Origin of the sequence: Denitrobaculum tricleocarpae (assembly GCF_007004665.1) — a bacterium.
Taxonomy (GTDB): Bacteria; Pseudomonadota; Alphaproteobacteria; order Kiloniellales; family Kiloniellaceae; genus Denitrobaculum; species Denitrobaculum tricleocarpae.
Map to the genome: position 1 here is coordinate 417,489 of NZ_ML660057.1, position 21,968 is coordinate 439,456.

At 59.2% G+C, this 21,968-nt stretch carries 10 protein-coding genes; 4 read left to right on the forward strand and 6 right to left on the reverse strand.

The features are described from left to right. Nucleotides 1–39: 39 nt before the first annotated feature. From FKG95_RS18970 to FKG95_RS18995, 6 genes are all read right to left on the reverse strand, one after another. Nucleotides 40–1,560 (reverse strand): PfaD family polyunsaturated fatty acid/polyketide biosynthesis protein, encoded by a 1,521-nt coding sequence (locus tag FKG95_RS18970; protein ID WP_142897963.1) that lies wholly within the window; start codon nucleotides 1,558–1,560, stop codon nucleotides 40–42. A gap of 1,051 nt (nucleotides 1,561–2,611) precedes the next feature. After that, complete coding sequence (locus FKG95_RS18975) at nucleotides 2,612–3,328, reverse strand: 4'-phosphopantetheinyl transferase family protein (protein ID WP_142897964.1); 717 nt, start codon at nucleotides 3,326–3,328, stop codon at nucleotides 2,612–2,614. 1,078 nt (nucleotides 3,329–4,406) lie between these two features. After that, complete coding sequence (locus FKG95_RS18980; protein ID WP_142897965.1) at nucleotides 4,407–13,817, reverse strand: hypothetical protein; 9,411 nt, start codon at nucleotides 13,815–13,817, stop codon at nucleotides 4,407–4,409. Between the two features lie 110 nt (nucleotides 13,818–13,927). Next, nucleotides 13,928–14,299: a hypothetical protein gene (locus FKG95_RS18985; RefSeq protein ID WP_142897966.1), complete on the reverse strand. Its 372-nt coding sequence runs from the start codon at nucleotides 14,297–14,299 to the stop codon at nucleotides 13,928–13,930. A gap of 203 nt (nucleotides 14,300–14,502) precedes the next feature. Then, nucleotides 14,503–14,973, reverse strand: coding sequence for a toxin-activating lysine-acyltransferase (locus FKG95_RS18990; RefSeq protein WP_142897967.1), 471 nt, complete (start codon nucleotides 14,971–14,973; stop codon nucleotides 14,503–14,505). Nucleotides 14,974–15,375: 402 nt separating this feature from the next. Continuing rightward, nucleotides 15,376–15,972, reverse strand: a complete 597-nt coding sequence (locus FKG95_RS18995) for a protein-tyrosine phosphatase family protein (RefSeq protein WP_142897968.1) — start codon at nucleotides 15,970–15,972, stop codon at nucleotides 15,376–15,378. Between the two features lie 112 nt (nucleotides 15,973–16,084). Here FKG95_RS18995 and FKG95_RS19000 point away from each other — a divergent pair, with 112 nt between their 5' ends. From FKG95_RS19000 to FKG95_RS19015, 4 genes are all read left to right on the forward strand, one after another. Beyond that, nucleotides 16,085–17,260: an amino acid ABC transporter permease gene (locus FKG95_RS19000; RefSeq protein ID WP_142897969.1), complete on the forward strand. Its 1,176-nt coding sequence runs from the start codon at nucleotides 16,085–16,087 to the stop codon at nucleotides 17,258–17,260. Nucleotides 17,261–17,264: 4 nt separating this feature from the next. Continuing rightward, nucleotides 17,265–18,365: an amino acid ABC transporter permease gene (locus tag FKG95_RS19005; protein ID WP_142897970.1), complete on the forward strand. Its 1,101-nt coding sequence runs from the start codon at nucleotides 17,265–17,267 to the stop codon at nucleotides 18,363–18,365. A gap of 110 nt (nucleotides 18,366–18,475) precedes the next feature. Beyond that, nucleotides 18,476–19,525: a transporter substrate-binding domain-containing protein gene (locus tag FKG95_RS19010; protein ID WP_142897971.1), complete on the forward strand. Its 1,050-nt coding sequence runs from the start codon at nucleotides 18,476–18,478 to the stop codon at nucleotides 19,523–19,525. Between the two features lie 295 nt (nucleotides 19,526–19,820). Then, nucleotides 19,821–21,968, forward strand: a complete 2,148-nt coding sequence (locus FKG95_RS19015; protein WP_142897972.1) for a type I secretion system permease/ATPase — start codon at nucleotides 19,821–19,823, stop codon at nucleotides 21,966–21,968.

Here is a 21,968-nt window from a genome sequence, read left to right on the forward strand (position 1 = left end):
CCCCTCTCAACGGTTCACTGTCAGGATTGAAACGGCAGATTATTGGACGCTTGCGGCGTATCCCAGGCATAGCGGTTGCGGCCTGTAGGCCCAGAGATGCTGCGGAACGCGCATGCCGAGGTTGCCCAGTTGCTGAGCACGTGTGACGTGGGCAGCTCCCTCGAGCAGGTTGAGTCCGATTTGCTCAACTGTCCGGTTCTCGGCGGGCTCCAGAAAACTGTCCTGCACCCAGTCGTTAAAGGCCCCCATCGCCGGACCGCACCAAATCTGAAAGTCGGCCCTGCGGTCTTCAATTCCCTCCCGAGCCCACTGGGAGCCCATGAATAGAAAATACCGGAAGACCTGAGCCATTTTTTGCCGTGGCGTCTTATCTGTCGCGACCGCAAAGGTCGGATCGCTTTTCCGCCTGTACTCAACAATCTTAGACCAGGCCGTTTCGAAGCCTTCCCGCAGGACCTGCTTTTCCAGCCACTCGCGGTCCTTGGACGAAAACGCGTCAATGGTCTCGTGGCGACGGAAGAGGTCGTAGAGCCGTTGAGCTTTGACGGCGAACATCGTACCGCGCTTCAGCACCTGCACTTTCACGCCGAGTTCGAACATGTCCGAAGCAGGCGCCATGGTCACGTCCGCGATACCCGCCTCACACAACATGGCGCGGCCGACTTCCGACAGCCCCGACTCGACTGCGCTTTGGTTCGCCGAACCGACCAGGACATAGTCAGCGCCGAGCCCGAAGGCCGATGCGACTCCCGCAGGCGTTCCCAAACCGCCTGCGGCCCCGAGTTGTATGGGCCGGCGGTAGTTGTGCTTTTGAACGATCCGCTCACGCAGATCAGCGATGACGGGGAACAAAGAGGCAAGCGGCCGATTGTCGGTATGGCCACCGGAATCCGACTCCACGGTGACAAACTCCGCGACCGGCAGGGTTGCTTGTATCTCAGCCTCTTCATGACTGATCTCTCCGGCCGCGACTAACTCACGCAAGAGGCCGGCAGGAGGCGGCCTCATGAAAGGCTCCGCAACTTCAGCGCGGGAAATCTTAGCAAAGACATGATTTTGACGAACCACGTTACCGTTTGCGTCACGGCTCAGGCCCTTGGCTGCGTAGCGCACAAGGTCTTTTGAGAGCCCCATAAATGCTGACGCTGATACGCGTCTCACGCCTTTGCGGAGAAACAGATCGACCATGGCACTCTCCCTATCCGGCCGATCGGGCGAATGGATCAGGTTCGCTCCCCAAGCGGTGTCACTTCCGACAGCTTGTGTGATTTCATCGATCGCATCCGCCACAATATGTGGACGGAGACCGCCACTGCCGAAGAATGCGACGAAACCGGCACGGACCGAGGCGACAACCATTTGCACCGAAGAAATCCCACGAGCCATTTCACCGACAACATAGGGAAACCGGCAACCGCAACTGTCTGTGAAGCGACGCGACCCCAGCCATTCCGGATAGATGCCCGGCAAGACACCAACCAGACTGATGCCGGCATCCATCTCCAGTCTGAAGTGGCTCATGGCCTCCTCGACGTCGTGCTCTCCATAGGTCGTCACCATGCGACCATGTCCAGGTGCATCAAGAACGAGCAGAGGTTGACGGAATCGCTGGATAGCAGACGCAAGATTTAGTGTGTGGTTGATGCCAGCGTCCCGAAGGACATGTTCAGCAACGGCCCGGCCATTTACCACTGGCCGGAAATTATGGTTTTCCGCCTGCCACTGGACGACATCCGGTGTGATGGCTCGCGGTGTAGAGTTAAGATGCAACTGTGACTCAACTGCTACCACTCTTCGTCTCCTTTTTTGAATGCGCTTTCAAATGATCGAAGGGCCTGCCAGCGCTCCTGTTATCACAGCCAGACGTCAGTGATGATGCCGTCCCGTCTTGATCATGCCAAAGCCGTCAGTTTCAAGATCGTCGTTAGGGACAGTTTATTGGTTTGGATAGGTGCAACTGCCCGCAAGGTACCGCCGATTTTAGGGCGGCGCGTTGAATTTGCTTACGGACCAGTGTGAACGGCGCCAGCCTCTCGCGCAGTAGACAAGACGAATGAAAATCTCTTTACCCGATGCTATTCTGAAGCCGGTCTGAAGCTGGACGCCCGGGTCGATGATTTCTCGTCGCGTGCCTGTCGGGCCAATGCGTGAACCAGATGAATCTACGGCCCCTTCCTTACTTGCTGAATGGCCACCTCCTGAGCCGATAGCTCCCCTTTCGAGAGAACCCGTAACATTCATTTTGGCCATTGCAGCAAACTGTCCTCTCTTGACTCTCAACCGGTCCGCGGACAACACAGAACCGCGGCGCCCTGTCGCTTCCGCAACAGACCCTAACGCACTTAAAGTCTCGCGATGCGGCCAAGAATGGAAGTGGCAAGAATGCGCCAAAATCCTGACAAAAATGGACAACCAGACGAAGAATATTTAGCATGTTAACAACTCCGCTTGGGTTGTGCTAAAGATGCGTCAGGCTTTTACGGGAAGGCTGGCGGTTCTGCAGCGAGTCACCGACGGCGAGGAGGAGCAGCGCTCATTTTTGTCACGAGCAGAGAACAGAATTTGACACAACGCGACGCTCTCAGTCCGCCCGCGATCACCCTGCAGTGGATTAGGGTTTCGGTTCAGCTTGGGCGAGTGCCAGGATGACCTGTTCCCTCTCGAGAATCTGAACCCAAAAAGGGCCAGCCAAACCCGGCACAAGCACCTCACTCCACCTGCCGGGCGTTTTGGAAACGGCCAGACTGCGTGGCAGAGAGACCCTGCGGGGGTTGACCGACAAGCCTCGACCGGCAGCCTTCAAAATGGCCTCCTTGGCCACCCAGATCTTCATGGCGTTCAGATCGAAAGTGCCGGCCTGGGCATCGTCGAGCCATTCCAGCTCCTCTGCACTGGCCGCAAGGCGCAGGACTTGCGCGTAGTTGACCTGCCGCCCGATTGCCTCCAGATCGACACCGACGGGTCCCGTGCGTGACGTCGCAATGGCGTGCCAACCTTCCGAAGTCGAAGTGTTGAAATGAAACCCAGCCGCCTCCACTGCATCGACGAGTTCCGGCTTGCCATGCCGATTGACGCGGTAGTCCACCTCGCGCTCGGGTATTCCGCATTCAGCAGATATGAGACGACGCAGCCACCTGCGACGGACACCAAAACGTCGGCGAAGCAGCGGGTCCTGCAGCTTTTCCATACGTGCGCGCTCTTCCGGGCCGAGTTCCGCCCCCGTGGAGAGGTCTGCAGCTTCGTCCGTATTGCCGAGAAACAGACGAATGTCAGATTGAGGGACGACGGAAGAGCCTTGATCTATTGGTAGTTCTCTAAAAGCAAACACGCAAATCACCAATCAAAATCGATGTTCCAACAGTATCCAGATTCCAAGCATCAATGCATTGCACCTGTGCAGGCTCTTCGTATACAGGTCCTTTGGGGACCGGTCTTTAGCCGATTCAGGTAAGCAGGTTTTTCGCGGAACGAAAACGGTGCGCGCCGAACGGCGATAGAACTCCCTGCCGGTGTCTGCTTTTTGCACCTGTTGTCATCCGAGCCTCAAACAAGCAGGCGCCCGGGTTTTGATCGGGCGCGTTCAAGCTGCGTGGCCCACACCCGCGGTTGGTAACATGCGCTGGTTTAGGCTCTTAGCCAGTCAGTGAAAGCGGCGATCTGGCCGGAGCCCATCAACAGCATTGGATAGACTGATGCCGTACTGCCGAATGGTTCAGGGTACCGGTGGCCTGGAACCGAGGTTACTACGAGGCCGGACGGTGTGTAGTGCTTGCGTCCATGCTCGATTAACAGCCGGGCTTCCTTAAAGCCGTAAGGGATCTCGCCGTCGAGCGGCTCATCTCGAAATTTCCCATTGAAGCCCGGGATCCAACCGGCATCTCGGTGGTTTCCTGGACCTCATGCTGCCGGTTCATAATTGCGTAGGCCGCTCTGAGGGCGGCTTCTGCATATTTGGTTGCGTTTTTGATTTGGTTGCGGGATCAAACAGTCCAGTGGACTGTTTGATGGATTTGTCCCTTGCGCAGTCTGCGCGCGGACTTTGTCCGTGCTCAACCTTCGGGCTAAAAAAGCTCCACTGGAGCTTTTTCTATACGCCCTCAGCCTTCAAGTTATGAGCGTTCCCTTTGGTTGCCGCTATAACCTTCATGGGCACAGGTTCATATACTGACCAACAGCCCGAAACGCAAAAAAACCATCCGATGGATGGCTTTGTCGCGTTTGGTTGCGGGGGCCCACAACCAACTTTGTGCACCTTTCTCAGCATTGGGGCTTTCAGCTTATCATCGTCCAGCAGCTTCGCACGCCAGGCGATGAACGCTAATTGCCCAGCGTCTCAAGCCACCGCAAAATGCGGATGAGGCAGATCACTCAGGCAATCCTGAAGCGCGTCAGAACCGCCTGAGGTTTCAGGATCCATGACCGGAGCCATAAGCTGCGCCAGTATAAGCCTGCCACGCAGACGACGCCGTCAGAAGTCCCTGATCTTGCTGGAGGGCATTCAGCCGTCCCAGGTCATCGATCCCGGAATTGTTCGCGGTCCACAGAGCCATGGCATCGACCAGTTGCTGCACTGAGGTCTGGACCAGGTGCATGCCTTCGGCTTCGAAGACATCAATGTGTTCCGCGCCCGTCGCACCGGAACCGTACCAGTCCGAGAGAGTGACGCTTCCCGGGCCATCCAGGATCTCCACCAGCAGGTCGTCGCCATCGCGCGAGAACCAAAGGCTGTCGGAGCCGATACCGTTCTCGAAGACCGCCACGTCCGTGTCACTGGGGTCGGCGCCATCGCTGGAGATGGTATCGGCGCCGCTGCCGACGATGAAGACGTCATCGCCGGCCCCGCCGGTCAGCGTATCGTCACCGGCCCCGCCGACAAGCAGGTTATCGCCTCTGTCGCCGGTCAGGACATCGTCAAAAGCACTACCGATGACATCCTCGATGTTTGACAAGCTGTCGTCACCCGCCGCACCGCTTGCCGTGCCAGCGTCCAGGTCGACCGTTACACCGCCCTGGGCGTTGCTGTAGTCCGCCGTATCGGACCCGGCCCCGCCGTCCAGGGTGTCATCGCCAGCGCCACCGTCGAGCAGGTCGTCTCCAGCGCCGCCAAAGAGATAGTTGTCGGCATCGCTCCCGATCAGGGTATCGCCAAAGCCGCCGCCGATGACGTTTTCGATCGCGGAAAGCGTATCGTTCCCTGCCCCGCCGGTCGCGGTGCCGGCGCCGAGATCCACGTTCACACCCGCCTGAGCGCCACCGTAGTCGGCGATATCCGTTCCCGCGCCGCCATCCAGCGTGTCGTTGCCCGCGCCGCCCGCAAGCCTGTCGGCGCCGTCGCCGCCGGAGAGGACATCGTCGCCGCCGCCGCCGGTCAGCGCATTGTCTTCGCCGTTGCCGGTTAGAGTGTCGTCAAAACCGCTGCCGATCACATTTTCGATATTGGACAGGGTGTCGTCACCCGCCGCACCCGTTGCCGTGCCGGCAGTCAGATCGACGGTCACGCTGCCTGAAGCAGTGCTGTAGTCCGCGGTGTCGACGCCGTCACCGCCATCCAGCGTGTCGTTGCCCGCGCCGCCCTCGATGACGTCATCAAGGCTGGTACCGATGATGGAGTCGTCGCCGCTGCCCCCGGCGACCATCACGCCATACTGATGGGAAAGCTTGAAGTTCGACAGATCCGTCCCGGTCTTGACCGCACCGTCAGCCTTCCAGTTGCCGGCATCGAAGTCCCACTGCTGCGCCCAGGCGTCCGCCCATTTCTCCGCAACCGTCGTGGCGGTCGAATTTTTGAAAGCCTGCATGATCGCGATCACGCCCGCTTTAGTGAGATAAGTATAGTTCGCGAAGTCGTGGGTCGAGAAGGTGTGCATCGCCTGATTGCCGGTGCCGGCGACTTTCGCCTCCTCCGCATCGTATTTTGCCTGCCACTCCGCCAGGACCTCCGGATCCCAGACCGAAAGTACGATCTGTGCGGACTGCGCGCCGCCGTACTCGAAATAGTCTTCGATGGATACGCTGTTGAGCCCGTCCGGCCCCAGCGGCGATGGATCGCTGGCGAAGAAGGCGTGGTCCGGCATGAAGATCTTCAGATCGTCACCGTTTCTTTCGAAACGCACGGGCGCATCCAGGATCCGGCCGCTGTAATCGGCCACGCCGATCATCTCACCGAGGATGATCTTGTCCTCGGTCTCGTCGCCGAAGCCGAGCTTGCTGCCGCCCGCTTCCTGAATCACACCGTCTTTCAGGCCATAGCCGACAACAAAAATGTCCGTGTCGGCGCTGCCGCCATGGCCACCCCAGCCCACGGTATCCCGGCCACGCAAAAGGAGCGTGTCCTTGCCGCGATTGTCGAGCCCGACCTCGTCAAGCCTGTCGTCGCCAAAGAGATTATTGTCAGGCTTGTCTTCGTCAGAATTACCAATCTCGCGCCCCTCGCGTGTGAAGCCGATGAAGTCATCGCCGCCGCTGCCGACGATGTAGCCGCCGCCGAGCTCGACATACCCCTTCGCGCCAGGAGAAAAGGTAACCTTGGCCGAGCCGACATTGTAGATCAGGGCCTCGCTGCCCTCGCCGCCGAGCACGTAGTAGTTATTCTCCGCCCCGAAACCAAAGGCGATACTGCTGCCGGCGAGATAGATCGAGTTCTTGTTGCCGACGACCACGATGAAGTTGACACCGTCGCCGGTCCGGGCCTTATTCGTGTTGCCATAGACCACCAGCATGTCGTTGCCCCGGCCGGTACGGATATCATTCCGCTCACCGATCGCGACCACCATATTGTCGCCGTCGAGGTCGTGCAGCACGTTGTATTTGCCGACCGAAAGCATCATGTCGTCGCCCAGATTGCCGTTCTGGTAGTTGAACTCGCCGAGGCTGAACATGACATCGTCGCCAGAACCAGCGAAGAGACGGTTCAGGTTGCCGACGGCCGCGATGACATCGTCGCCGTGCCCGCCGAACTGGAAGTTCGCGAGGCCGCTGGCCAGCAGCACGTCGCCGTGCGCCGTCATCGGCTTCAGGTTCCTGAGAATCTCCGCGGCATTGTCCAAGGCGCCGCCTTCGCCGATCTGCGTGATCCCCTCGAAATTCTGGATCAGCGCGATCAGCGAACCGATGCTGGGCACGGCCGGAATGACCGGAACGCCATGGCCCGGTATGAAGCCTGCGGAGGTATCGGTGTTCGTCATGTGGTCGGCGAGGTCGCTGGAACCGTTGAATATCGAAGCGGACCGCTCAAGCATACCTCTGCCCCACTCCGCGGCGTCCTCTACCGAAGCCTCCGCTTTGTGTAAGAGGTAGGCATTGAGGCCAGTCCCGGCCCCGTCAAAGCCCGCACCGCCCAGAACGGACGTTGGAAGCGTGAGTTCAACCCAGAACATACGCGCAAAGTAAGACAGCAATTGACTGGCATCGAAGTCGGTGATCAGTTCGCCGGTCTCGGTGTAGTTGACCCCGAACATCTCGCCGAAGGTTGCGTAAGGCACCGTAAAGCCGATATCGCCGAACATCTGCAGGAAGTCGGTGCCCGCCATCGCCCCCTGACCGAGCCTCCCCAGCATTGAGTCCCGACTTTCCTTGAGATACCGATCATATGCCTCGGCGTCGTATTTATCCCAGGGCTTTACGTCTTCCTCATAGGCTTTCGTCGCGCTATAGCTAGGCGGCGGCCCCTTGAAGAACATACCGACGAATTCGTTAGCGGAGATCGCCTGGCCGTTCGCCGGCATGAAGGAGGCGAAGGACATGTCGAAAAAGCTCGATAGCGTATCGCCGAAGACGAAGTTGGCTCCACCGATCGTGATCACCACATCCGAGCCCGCGCCGGCCACAACCAGATTGGAACCGCTCTGGACGCCTTCCTTCATCGCCTTATACATTTTGTTAAATTCGTCTTTGATGTCCTTACCACTATCCGCGGAATCAGCGACAGCTTGATTGACGTATTCCCTCCGTGCGGCGGCGCCGCCTCGGTCCAAGCTGGCCTCGGCAAGGCTGTGGAATTTGCTTGACCACTTGTTGATTTGCGACTTGCCGGAGCGCTTGCTGTACTCCGACGGGCCTGGATCATCGTCATTGTCTGGTTTTGGGGCCTCACCTGGCGAGAAACCCGCAAACAGCAGCCCGGCCAGTTCTTGCCGCCCCTGACCGGTGAAAATATTCGGGACACCGAGCGTCTTCTTATCCCAGAGCTTGTCCAGCGCGCCATGTCCAGTGTTCGACATAAAGTCGCCAAGGCTGCCGAAGAGTCCTTTTCTGTCGGCGGTGGAGCCGTACTGGGCATTGGCGAGGGTGATCATGATGTCGTTCGAGACACCGTGGTCGTAGGTCAGGTTGAAGCTGCCGACCATCAGGCGCAGGCCCTCCGGCGTCCAGCCGCCCTCGGTGTCGCCGGTGCTGACCGAGCCGTCGCCGACTTTCACCATGGCGTTGCGGGTCCCCGCCGTCACCATCCAGCTTGGCCCGTCGCCCGCATGCACGATGACGTTGCCGATGGATTTCGGTAAATCATCGTCAAAGTCAAGTGATTTGCCAGGTCTTCCCCAGACGGCATTCTTAATCACATCGTAGGCATCGCTGGTCGCGGCGACGCCGACGAAGAGGCCGTCGCCAGCCTTGACCAGAACATTCAGCATCTGACCGATGCCGGCCATAAAAGTTCTGGTGGGTTTGGTCGCGTCGGGATTTACCTCGATCATGACGTTCATGTCGCCGACGGCGATCATCTTTGTATCGAGGCCGCCGAGATCGCCGATGACGGTGTCGGAGGCATCGCGTATACCGTCGGTGATGTGATCGGCGACGGTCGGTGCGCTGTCGTCCCACTCCGCTGTCCGGTCGCCGGTGTCGGTCACGCTGTCGATCTGTTCGGCGTCCCAATGATCCCAAGCGCTGCCGGAGTCGCCATGGCCGACCTTGACCATCATATTCAAGGAGCCAAGCGCGAAAACATTGGTGTCGCCATCGCCCGCTTGCGTGAAGAGGTTTACGGCGAAGTCTTTAAAGCCTTCGCCAAAACCCAACCCAACGTCCGACTGACCTCCCTTCAGCAGCCCCTTAAGCACACCCGGGGTTAGGCCGGCCATCACTAGCGCCACGTCGCCGTCTCCGACCTTGGTGAAGACATTCACCGCCAGTTTGGTCGCCATCGCGACCATAATGCCGAAAGTGTCGCCCGCGCCGACCTGGGTCACCACATTGGCCGTGGGGATATCCGGCGCGCCAAAAGCTGCCGAGAGAGGCGCGGCAATCGAAACTATGTAAAGGTCCCCGTCGCCGTCCTTGGTGATGAGGTTGCCCTGCCCGATCGCCACCAGAGCGTCGTCGCCGTCACCCTCGGCATGGGTAAAGACGTTCCCCAGACCGATCATGACGGCGGCCAGATCGCCATGACCGGTTTTCGTGATGAGGTTGCCGCCGCCGATCGCGACATATCCGCCGTCCCCATTGCCGTCGTGAGTGTGGACGTTGTATCCGCCCAGCATGACCACGCCGTTGTACCCATCGCCGACCTTGGTGGAGACATTGAGCCCGCCCAGCATATAGGCTTCATAGGCGCCGTCGCCGATCTGAACGGCCACGTTCAGAGCCGCTGCGGACCAGACGACGAAATATCCGTCGCCTTTTTGGGTGATTGCGTTTCCACCTGCAGCCATCACGGCAAAAACGTCACCGTCGCCTTCCTTGTAAGCAACCTGCGCCGCGGCGAACATGTAGGCGTCAAGGTCACCATCGCCCCGATTGACGAGCACGTTGGCGGCGCCCAGCATGACGGCGGTCAGGTCTCCTTCCTCGCTTTTGAGGGTCACGTTGGCAAGTCCGACCGATACAACCTTATCGTCGCCCGATCCCATCTCAGCAACGTTCACGCCGCCCAAAAGCAGGCCGAAGTCGTTCCCCGCGCCGGCATGCAGGTAGTTTCCAAGCCCTATTAGATAGGCTTTATCGCGGCCATCCCCGGTGTGGATGTTGTTGATGATGGATCCTGCAACGACCGTGTCACTGCCATCACCGGTGTTAATCTCGTTATAGGCCAGGGTCCAGGCGCCGACGTAGTCGTTGCCGCCGCCGGTCGTCACCTTGGTGCCGAGGCCGAAGATGTCGACATGATGGTCATGGTCGTCGGTAAAACTGAACGCGCCCGCAGACCAAATGCTACCCAACAGATCTTCGTTTATCGCACCCGCATCGACGTCGTACGCCGGATCGTCGGGATTGGCGTCCGTCTCCGCCGACTGCATCTGCTCCGCGGAGCCGTGTTCGCTCTCTGCCGTTGCGCGCAAATCCCCATCACGGGCGGTCATGGCGTCGGCGTACTTGTCTTGCGCCAGATGGGCATCGATATCGAACGCCAGGGCGGCATCCCTTCTCGCCGCGGCTTCCTCCGCCGACATCGAGCCGGCCGTCCCGGAGACAATCGCATCGTCCAGCGAGGCCAGGCCGTTCTCCGCCTTGGCTTTCTCAATCGCGCTTTCCTTAAAGCCCTCGACTCCGCCGGAGAAATCGCCTGCCTCCTCACCATCGACCAGTTCGGCAAGGACCGCGTCTAAATCGACGTCCTCGACCGTCTTGCCGCTGCCCTGGTCGTTGCCGAGGTCGACATCCGTGTAGGCGCCGTAGGCTTCGACATGGTCGCTCTGACCCTCCGGCGCGCCGCCGCTGTGAATTCGCGCGGCGACACCGTAGGAGCGGATCTCGTCGTATCCGGCGCCGGTCTCGATGTCGGCATACAAGCCGACACTCGTAATGTCGCTGCCGCCGTCGCCGACGCGCACCACATTGGCGGCCCCGCCGAGGACAGCCTTGGTATGACCCCCGCCGGACTTATTCAGCACATTCGCGCCGCCAAACATCTGCGCATCGAGGTCGCCGTTCCCGTCGACCGTGGCGACGTTGGCGCCACCCGCAAGAACCAGTGTGGTGTCGCCGTCGCCGCTGCGGCTAATCACATTGGCGCCACCGATCGCATTCACGGTCATCTGTCCCTGGTCAACATAATGGGTGATGACGTTGGCGGCCCCCACTCCCGTGAACGTCAAATTTCCGGTCTTGCCGACCCGGGTCACGACGTTCGCGCCGCCGCCACCCTCGAACGAGAGATCGCCCTGTGTGGTGGCATGCGTTACGGAGTTCCCAAGTCCCGCACCGCGGAAAGTCACGTTACCGCTCTCGCCTTCGCGATTGATGATATTGGCGGCGCCCGCACCTTCGAACAGAGTGTCTCCGCTCCAGGTTGCGTGAGTGATAGAGTTGACCGCGCCCGCGCCACGGAAGGTCACGTTGCCGGTCGATTCGCCGCCTAATCCGCCCCAGCGCTTGATGATGTTCGCCCCGCCGGCACCTTCGAAGAGAACATCGCCATGGAGCAAATTGTGTTCGATCCGGTTCTCGGCGCCCGCGCCGACCATTGTCACGTCGCCGCGGCTTCGGGCATATTGAGAGGTCCAGCGGTACTTCCGTTGGATGACGTTGCGCAAACCGGCCCCGGTAAAGTGTGTATCTCCTGCAACAGTGCGATGAAGGATGGAGTTGTCGGCGCCCCCACCCTCGAAGACCACATTCCCAATTTCGCCCTCGCGGTCGATGGTATTGGCGGCGCCCGCGCCCTCAAACAGGGTGTTCCCGCTCCAGGTCGTGTGAGTGATCGAGTTGGCCGCACCTGCGCCACGGAAGGTCACGTTGCCGGTCGATTCGCCGCCTGCTCCGCCCCAGCGCTTGATGATGTTTGCCCCGCCGACACCTTCGAAGAGAACATCGCCATGGAGCAACCTATGTTCGATCCGGTTCTCGGCGCCCGCGCCGACCATTGTCACGTTGCCGCGGGTTTGAGCGTAGTGAGCGTACCAGCGGTAGGTGCGATGGATGACGTTGCTCAGACCACCCCCGGCAAAATAGGTATCCCCTTGAACCGTCTTGTGGGTGATAGAGTTGCCGCCGCCAGCTCCGCGGAAGGTCACATTCCCGCGCATGCCTTCGCGGTTGATGATATTGGCGGCGCCCGCACCTTCGAACAGGGTGTTCCCGCTCCAGGTCGTGTGAGTGATCGAGTTGGCCGCGCCCGCACCGCGGAAAGTAACATCGCCGGTCGATTCGCCAACTCCGCTGCGCGTAACAACGTTTGTGCCGCCGACGCCTTCGAACAGGACATCGCCGCGCATCAGATTGTGTTCGATCCGGTTTTCGCCCCCTGCGCCGACCATCGTGACGTCGCCGCGCGTTCTCGCGTAGTCAGAAAACCAGCGGTACTTCCGTTGGATGACGTTGCGCAAACCGGCCCCGGTAAAATGTATGTCCCCTACAACGGTGCGATGAAGGATGGAATTGCTGGCGCCCCCACCGTTGAAGACCACATTCCCCCTGTCACCCTCGCGGGTGATGATATTGGCGGCGCCCGCACCTTCGAACAGAGTGTTCCCGCTCCAGGTCGTGTGAGTGATAGAGTTGGCCGCGCCCGCGCCACGGAAGGTGACGTCGCCGCTGGAATGGCCCGTTTTCGCGAAACGTTCGATGAAGTTCGCTCCACCGGCACCCTCGAAGAGAACATCGCCGTGGAGCAGGTGATGTTCAATCCGGTTCTCAGCGCCTGCGCCGACCATTGTCACGTTGCCGCTCGATGCCCAGTATTGCGAGCCCGTGCCGTAGGTGCGACGGATAACATTGCTGAGACCGGCCCCGGCGAAATAGGTGTCCCCTGTCGTGGTTTGATGTGTGATGGAATTGCCGCCGCCCGCGCCGCGGAAGGTCACGTTACCGCTCTCGCCTTCGCGGGTAATGGTGTTGCTAGCCCCAGCGCCCTCAAACAGCGTATCCCCGCTCCAGGTCTTATGTTCGATAACGTTGACCGCACCCACACCTATGAAGGTCACGTCGCCGGTCGATTCGCCGCCGCCGTCACCCCAGCGCTTAATCTCTGTGTAACCGCCAGCACCTTCGAATGAGACATTGCCGTGCATCAGGTTATGTTCGATCCGGTTCGCAACGCCCGCTCCGGTCAACGACACATTGCCTGAGGATCCGGCGTAGCTGCCATACCAGTTCCGGACGATTTTAGTTTCGGCAGCAGCCCCTTCGAAGTGGGTATCTCCGGTATGGACATGATGTTGGATGTCGTTGCTGATACCCGCGCCGACAAATCCCACATCGCCGCTCTTCCCGCGTCGGGTGATCGTGGTATGGCCGCCAACGCCTTCGAACAGGACACTACCCTGCTCCAGATTGTGACTGATCTTGTTGCTAACACCCGCGCCGACCATCGACACGTCACCGCTGGATCCCTCGTAACTGCCGTGCCACGCGCGGTTGACCACATTGCTGGCGCCGGCTCCCTCGAAGTGAGTATCTCCGGTCCGGGTGATATGCTGAATGTCGTTGCTGGCGCCAGCGCCGCGGAACACCACGTGGCCGTGAGCGCCGCGCCGGGTAATCTTGTTGTAAAATGCTGCACCTGTGAAACTGACGTTCCCCGAATACCCGGTATGTTCGATGGACGTAGCGCCGGCGGCGCCGCCGAAGCTCAGGTTGCCATTGCCGGTTTTTTTGATGTCGGCGAAGCCGGCAGCACCGCGGACCGTCAGATGCCCGGTGGTATCCCGGACTTTCAAGTGCGCCGCCCCTGCGTAAACCTTATCATTTCCGCTGCCGGTATGGACCGTTGCGGAGAATGAGCCGACCGTGATTGTGTCGTTGCCCCCCTTGGCGTGGATGGTGCCGCCGAAGCCGATGGCGACGATGTTGTTGTTACCGCTGTCGCCATTATATTGGCCGGTGAAGAAATACCCGACCGACTTAAATGCGCTTTTGATCTTTTTAGCTGCGGCGCCCATCTGTTACATCCCCCTCGCTGATGCAGCGCGATCGCGCCCTGCAACCTAAATGGATATCCCGGTAAATCATCTTGCTCAACAGGCGGCCAGCTGCCCCCTAGAACGCCTACCTATTCGGCGGCCTCCACGGCATCGGTCTGTACAGGTCCGGTCTTTTGCGCACCCGTCTGCTCAGCTCCGGACTCATCCGGCCCCTTGTTCAGAAGACCCAACTCGACATACTTCTCCACGATGCCCTGCATTTTCGGGTCTTCCATCAGGCCGCGGATCACCGAAAGCATGTAAATGAAACCGGGAAGCGGCATGATGACCTGCTGCTTCAGGCGTGGCGTCAGCTTCGACGGATCGGCGTCTTTCTCCATTAGCTCGGACGGGTTCTGATCAACCATGAACAACCGCACCACACCGTTGTTGAAGTTGATCGAAGACACCGTCTCTACATAGATATCAGGGGCCGTATCGGCCTGAAGGTCTTTGCTCATTGCTTGAAACTCCCCACGTTTGATCACACTAAAAATGCTGTCCTGCAACAGATTAACTGCAAAATCTATAACATGTATACAGGAATATACGTTAGCAGTTTTCTGTTACGATCTCGTGACGGGTGAAGCTGTGCCGAGCTGCGGCAACGCCAGGTCCTGATCGCGAAAAGCCATAGCCGTGACCTGCGGCCCGAGGGCGGAAGCTAGTTGTTCCGAAACCTATGTACCCTCACCGGCTTATCCTCATCACCGGCAAGGATCTGCCCCCGGACAGACCAGCCCCGCTGATTGCGCGGAACGATGTTCTCCCTGATGTCGCGGACGATTCTCCGCAAGTGTCCAAAGGGCGCGAGCATTTCGGGAAAGAAGAGATTTTCTCCGCTCCGCCAATAGTCTGTTTTAAAAAGAAATTCTCCGGCTAGCGCCTCTTGTAGAAGCTCGTCGGACAGGTAAGCCCAGTTACAGAAGCCGACAGGCACGCCATTATCGTCTTCAAAGTAGCGGAACTGATTGAGCTCGATGGAGGCGGCAACACGGTTCACCAGCAGTCCGACCGGAATGTTGAGATGAAGATCCGAGTGCTGACAAAGCCAGAGCACGCCGCCAAGCACCGCTGTCTGCTCCCTGACGGGTAGACATCTTGAACTGGCTGTTACTTCGCGCTCCAAACTCATTGCGCCCACCCTCACAGTCTATATGCCATGAACGCATGCCGAGCCCAGGCGTTGGTGTTGATCACAAGAAAAATACAGGTATACGTTTTGATATGCAAGAACTTGCACCAGACCAGACAGCGAGAGAGTAGCCGGCGTCCATGTCAGTTATTTGAAACCCTGCCTGCTTCTTCAAATCGTCTCTTATCTGTCGAGGGTCCGTCAGAATACGGCAGAGAGACCACGAGCGCACCGCTGGGACCAGGCGTGGCTCGATTGCAGGCGGAAAAACAGAGACAGCGGCTGGCACGCAGGGCGCTGATCAAATTTGTGTGGCATCGGCAAGGACAGCAGGCCGCGCCAGGACGTTTGATCTGACGGGTTCCCTCATTCGGTGCGTTTTTGCTGGAGCCACGCCGCAGGTCACTCTTTGGTCAGCGCCGAAGCATCTCCCGCAGGCTCCGCCAATGCACCACGCGCCGGGCGCCTGCAGAGCTTGAGATATTCCTCTTGCGCGATAGTCTCGATCGCCCGGCTGTTGTAATTATCGCGGATATAGCGGATCGCTTCACCGGGTGTCAGTCCTTTGTGGATCAGATAGCGGGCAACGACCGTTCCGGTCCTGCCAAGACCGCCGTAGCAATGAAATCCGACTTTTTCGCCAAAACGTAACCGAAGATCCACAGAATCGAAAAGGCGGGTCAGTAGTGTGTCCTGCGTCGGAGATGGTGCGTGATAGTCGGGGATCGGAACGATTTCCCAGTCTATCCGTTCCTTTTCGTACAGGCCTTGATAGTGCTGTGGTTCGAGCGGCAATTCGCGCGGCTCCAAGCAACTCACCACCATGCGCAACCCTCTCGAAGAAATAACGGAGAAATCGCGCTGCAGATCTTCCGCCGGATTTGCATCGGCTGCCTGTCCAGCTCTAGCGCCGGGGCATGACATCAATGCAACGATCCCAAGCGTCCCCGGCAGAGCCAGATCGGCATAGGAAAAGCAGTCTCGAACAACTGTCGACATGGATTGCAGACTCTTATTGACTTCCGAATTTCGACAGGTATACAGGTATTCTTGTCGAGTGAAAGTAAATTTTACAAACGATGTGCAGATTTCTGGCAAGGTGGCTTAGAGCATGGAAGGCAGCGCAGGAAAAGTCGGTATGCCGCGCTTTACGCACTCGCTCGCCTTCCGGCGCGCGGCCCTGCAGGCTTCCGCAGCCGCCGCGCTGCTGCTGTTCGGCTGGTTTCTGCTGCAGAATCTGTCAGCCAATCTTAGCAGCGAAGGGATCGCGATCGACTTCGGCTTCCTGTCGCAAGAAAGCGGCTTCGACGTAAACGAGAGTCTCCTGCCCTACACTGCGTCGGACTCCTATGGCGACGCTCTGGTGGTCGGTCTTGTCAACACCCTCCACCTGACTGTCGTCTGCATAGTCCTCTCGACCGTGATCGGCTTGGCGATCGGTTTTGCCCGCCGCAGCGGACACTGGCTCGTGAACCGCTCGGCGCTGGTCTACGTGGAGACCATGCGCAACCTGCCCAAGCTTTTGATCCTGCTTGCCGTCTATGTCTTGCTGGTGCGCGAACTGCCGATGGTCCGCGATGCCTGGTCTTTTTACGATCTGGCCTATCTCTCGAACCGGGGCTTCCAGGTTCCAGTGCTCAGCTTCCCCGGCAGCGCTCCGGACGCAGCCTACGCGGTTTTAGCTGCACTTTGGGCACTGCCGTTGCTCCTGGCGGTGCTCGGCCGTTTTTATCCGTCATTGCCCGGCATCAGGCTCTCGATGCGTCTGACGGCCTTGGCGGCAGCCTGCGCGCTCCTTGTGCTGTTGATCGGCTATCTGGATGCCGGCATCGAAGCTCCCCGTTTCGAAGGCTTCAACTTCGTTGGCGGCGCGGCGGTATCGATCCCGTTTCTGGCCCTGGCCATCGCGCTCAGCATTTATCACGGCGGCCAGATCGGCGAAGTGGTAAGGGGCGGAATCCAGTCCGTGCCCGATGGGCAGACCGAAGCCGGCTATTCCCTGGGCCTTCGCTGGCCGCAAATTGCCTGGCTGATCGTTCTGCCGCAAGCCCTGCGCACGATCATCCCGCCGCTCACCAATCAATACCTTAACCTGATGAAAAACACCTCCATCGGATTGGCGGTCGGCTATTCGGACCTGGTTTCGGTGATGAACACCTCGGTCAACCAGACCTTTCGCCCGGTCGAGTTGATGCTGCTGACCATGGCGATCTACCTGGCCATCGGATTGAGCGTCTCGGCCCTGTTGAACCTCTATAACCGCGCGGTACAGTTCAAGGAGAACTAAATCCATGACCACAGCCGCGTCGAACAAAACCCGCAGCAGGGCAATCGCGAACGCCGGGTCTTTCATCAGAACGCGCCTGTTCTGTGACTGGCGGACCTCACTCGTCAGCCTGCTGCTGATCGCCCTTTTCCTCTGGCTCTTCCCAGGCCTCCTCGACTGGCTTGTGCTCTCGGCGCAGTGGCGGCCGACCGACGCGGCGTCCTGCGAAGCCGTGACCGGCGCGTGCTGGGCTTTTATCGCCGAGAAATGGTCGGTCATCCTGTTCGGGGTCTATCCCCGCGAAGAGCTCTGGCGGCCAATTCTGGGATCCTTACTGGTCATCTCCTGTCTTACCTGTCTTGCCTGGCGCCGATGGCCGGCCCGCCCCAGCATCGTCGGGCTGACCATTACTTTCATCCTCTTCGCCAGTCTCCTGGACGGACGGCCCCTCGCCCTTGAGCAGGTCGAAACGGTGCGCTGGCACGGCCTGTCGGTGGTCCTGTTCCTGGGTGTCTTCAGCTTGATCCTTGCGTTGCCCATGGGGATCGCCCTGGCGATTGCACGTCACGAAGGACCACCTCTTCTGGCCGGGATGGCAACGTCGTACATCGAGTTCATCCGCGGCGTGCCGCTGGTCACCGTTCTTTTTTTCGGCATCTTCATCCTCCCGCTCCTGCTGCCGAGCGGCTGGAGCTATGATCCGCTCCTGGCCACGTTGGCGGCATTGACTTTTTTCCATGCCGCCTACTTCGCCGAGGACGTGCGCGGCGGACTGCAGTCGATCGCAAGAGGCCAGCACGACGCCGCAAAAGCGTTGGGTCTGCCTTATCTGGCACGGGTCCGCCTAGTCGTGTTGCCGCAAGCCCTGAGCGTGGCGATCCCCTCCATGACAAACACCATTATCGGCGGTTTCAAGGACACTTCGCTGGTGGCGATCGTCGGCATCTTCGATCTGCTGGCAACGACGCGCATGGCCTACAGCGATCCCACCTGGCAGAAACACGCGATCGAGGGCTTTGTCTTCGTCGGCCTGCTCTATGCCCTGACCTGTCTCCTGGTATCACGGCACGCCCAGACAATGGAAAGACATGTGGCGCGCTATCTCAGTGCGAGAGACAAGAATTAGAAAGCGGTGACATAAAAGCGTCACGACAAACGTGTATACATGTACACTAATTCAGTGGATACTCGGTTAAACAAATAAGCAATCCAAGAAGACGTACACGGAGAGACTCAATGCTCAAAACAGCGATGGCCGCGGCTTCGGTCAGCCTCATTGCCGCACTCGCGTCGGCCCCCTTCTCGGCTCATGGCGGTGAAATTCTGGATGACATCAAAAACTCAGGGGAACTGATCTGCCTCGTCAACAGCAACTCGCCGGGATTTTCCGTCCCGGACAGCAACGGCAAGTACGCCGGCTTCAATCCCGAATTCTGCCGCATGGCCGCGGCGGCGATCCTCGGCGACGCTGGCAAAGCAGACATTCGCGGCATTGGCTTCTCCGACAGTATGAAGACGATCGTCGCCGATCAGGCCCATATGGCCGCGCGCAGCATCACCCGCACGGGCACCCGCGACGCGGATCAGGGCATGGCCTTCGTGGTCACCACCTTTTACGACGGCCAGGGTTTCATGGTGCCAAGGTCATTGGGTGTCGGCAGCGCGGACGAACTACGCGGCGCCACAGTCTGCGCCGAAGAAGGTTCAACCACATTGCTGAATGTCGCCGACTGGTTCGGCGACCGGGACATGAACTACAAGGTCGAGAACATCGCCGACAAGACGGCACGCCTGCAAGCCTTCTTCGGAGGTAAGTGCGATGTAATGTCCAGCGACTTTTCCGCGCTCGCGGCGGATCGTCTGCTGGCCGACAATCCGGGTGATTACAAGCTCTTGCCCGAAGTCATTTCCAACGAACCTTTGACCATCGTCGTCCAACCCGACCAGGAACTGGAAGCCTCCGTCTTCTGGGCCTTCCAAACCATGTTATGGGCGGAGAGCTTTGGCATCACCTCGCAAAACATCGATCAGGTCGTGGCTTCGCTCGACGATCAGCCAAAAGCGGTTCAGCGTCTGCTGGGCGCCGACTCGGCGATGGGTGACATGGCAAAAAAACTCGGTATTCACGAGACCTGGGCAATCGAAGTGATCCGTCAGGTGGGTAACTACGGCGAGGTCTTCGAGCGGACGATCGGCGAGAACACACCTATGGGACTGGTCCGCGGCGGCACCCCGAACCAACTCTGGGCCGATGGCGGCTTGTTGTATGCCCATCCGGTAAGGTGATGGGCGGTTCAGCGGCGTGTTCGTGATGTGCGGACCGGCATGAAACCTGCCCCCTCCGTACCGGTTGCGGCGAGTTGTGATCAGGCAAAGATCCTAGGACACGGGTCTTTGCCTTTTCGCTTCTCGGGACTCGCTTCTCCAGCAACGGCTCTTTTCGGAACGGCTTTCTCTTGGAGCGCGTCCACCAGCGCCCCCACGGCTCCGGGTTCCTGCGCCGGGATGCGCCCACAACCAGGTCAACCGGAGTGAAGACAGCCAGGGTTATGCGCTCTTCAAGACCAAAGGCAACTGCATCATGAAACTCGAGAGAGCACGAAGCGCAGCGAGCAGCTCGAAACAAGACCTCCCCCATAGCGGCTACATCTGCCTCTCCATGCTGCTGGCGTTTCAGAAAGTCACGAGCGACCCGCAACAGCTCATGAATGAGTTTTCGCCGACCGGGCAGATCGAGATGATGCACCTCGTCCGGGCCGCGAAAAAAATGGGCCTGAAGGCCAAGGCGCGAACCTGCAGGTTCGAACGCCTCGACAAGCTGCCCTTGCCCGCGGTCGCCCTGGATAAGAACGGCGAGTACTTTGTTTTGGCGCGCTGTCAGGAGGATCAGGTTCTGATTCAGGCTCCAGGCCAGCCGCCGCAGCAGATCCAGCGCGAAGAGCTGCGCCAGATCTGGTCCGGCGAAGCTTTGTTTGCAACCACCCGCCTTGCCGTACCGACAGACGAACACCCCTTCGATCTGCGCTGGTTCATTCCGGCGATCGTCAAATACCGTAAACTCTTCGGTGAAGTGATTGTCGCGTCGCTCTTTACCCAGATCATTGCCTTGGCGTCACCGCTGTTTTTTCAGGTCGTGGTTGACAAGGTTCTGGTTCACCAGAGCCTGAGCACTCTGGATGTCCTCGCCTTCGGAATGCTTGCGATCGTAGTCTTCGATGTTCTGCTCAACGGACTGCGCACCTTCATCTTCTCCCATACGACGAGCCGCGTGGATGTCGAATTGGGCGCCCGTTTGTTCGATCATCTGGTAAGCCTGCCGCTCGGATACTTCGAAAAACGACCGGTTGGACAGACGGTCGCGCGCGTAAGGGAACTGGACAATATCCGCGACTTTCTCACGGGATCTTCGGTCACAGTTTTAATCGATACCTTTTTCACTGCCATCTTTTTCGCGATTATGTACTACTACAGCAGGACGCTGTTCTGGATCGTGGTCGCCAGCATCCCCTTCTTTGTCGTTCTATCGCTTTTGATCACGCCAAGCCTGAGAAACCGAATTGAGGAGAAGTTTCAAAGGGGCGCGGTCAATCAGTCGTTCCTGACGGAAACGGTCACCGGCATCGAGACCTTGAAAGCCATGTCGATCGAGCCCCAGATGCGTCACCGCTGGGAAGAGCAACTGGCGGCCTACGTGCGCGCCGGATTCCGCACGGTGGTCATCAGCACGCTTGGCAGCCAGGGCGTGCAACTGATCTCCAAAGCGGTCATGGTCGCAATCCTGTGGGTCGGCGCGACGGAAGTCATTGCCGGCAATATGACCGTCGGTCAGTTGATCGCCTTTAACATGTTCGCCGGTCAGGTCAACGGCCCCATCATCCGCCTGGCGCAGCTGTGGCAGGATTTTCAGCAGATGCGTATCTCGGTCGCACGACTGGGAGACATTCTCAACAGCCCCAGGGAGCCAGGCAGCGATCCCTCGAAACCGGTCATGCCGTCTATTGCGGGCAGGATCGATTTTGAGCGCGTCAGCTTCAGGTACGAACCCAACCGACCTGAGGTTGTGCGTGATCTCTCGCTCAGCATTCAACCCGGCGAGGTCATCGGTATCGTCGGCCGTTCGGGATCCGGAAAAAGCACTCTGACAAAGCTGGTTCAGCGTATGTACCTTCCGGAACGCGGACGGGTTCTTATCGACGGCTCCGATATAGCGCTAACCGATCCTGCCCAACTCAGACGGCAGATCGGCGTCGTCCTGCAGGAAAGCGTTCTGTTTCGCGCCAGCATCCGGGAGAACATCGCTCTTGCGCAACCTGCAATGCCGTTCGAGCAGGTTGTCGCGGCTGCGAAGTCCGCCGGCGCGCACGATTTCATCCTCGAGATGAAAGACGGTTACAACACCATTCTGGAAGAACGCGGCAGCAACCTCTCCGGCGGTCAGCGGCAGCGGGTAGCCATCGCCCGCGCCCTGGCCGCAAATCCCCCGGTCCTAATCTTCGACGAGGCCACATCGGCGCTCGACTATGAGTCCGAGCGTATCATCCAGGAGAATATGCAGAGCATTTGTGCCAATAGAACAGTGCTCATCGTCGCGCACCGCCTCTCGACAGTCAGGCGGGCCGACAGAATTGTGGTGCTGGACAAAGGCGCAATCGCCGAACAAGGCAGCCACAAGGAATTGCTCGCACTCGACGGACAATACGCAAGACTATATCAGCAACAGGTAGGCTGA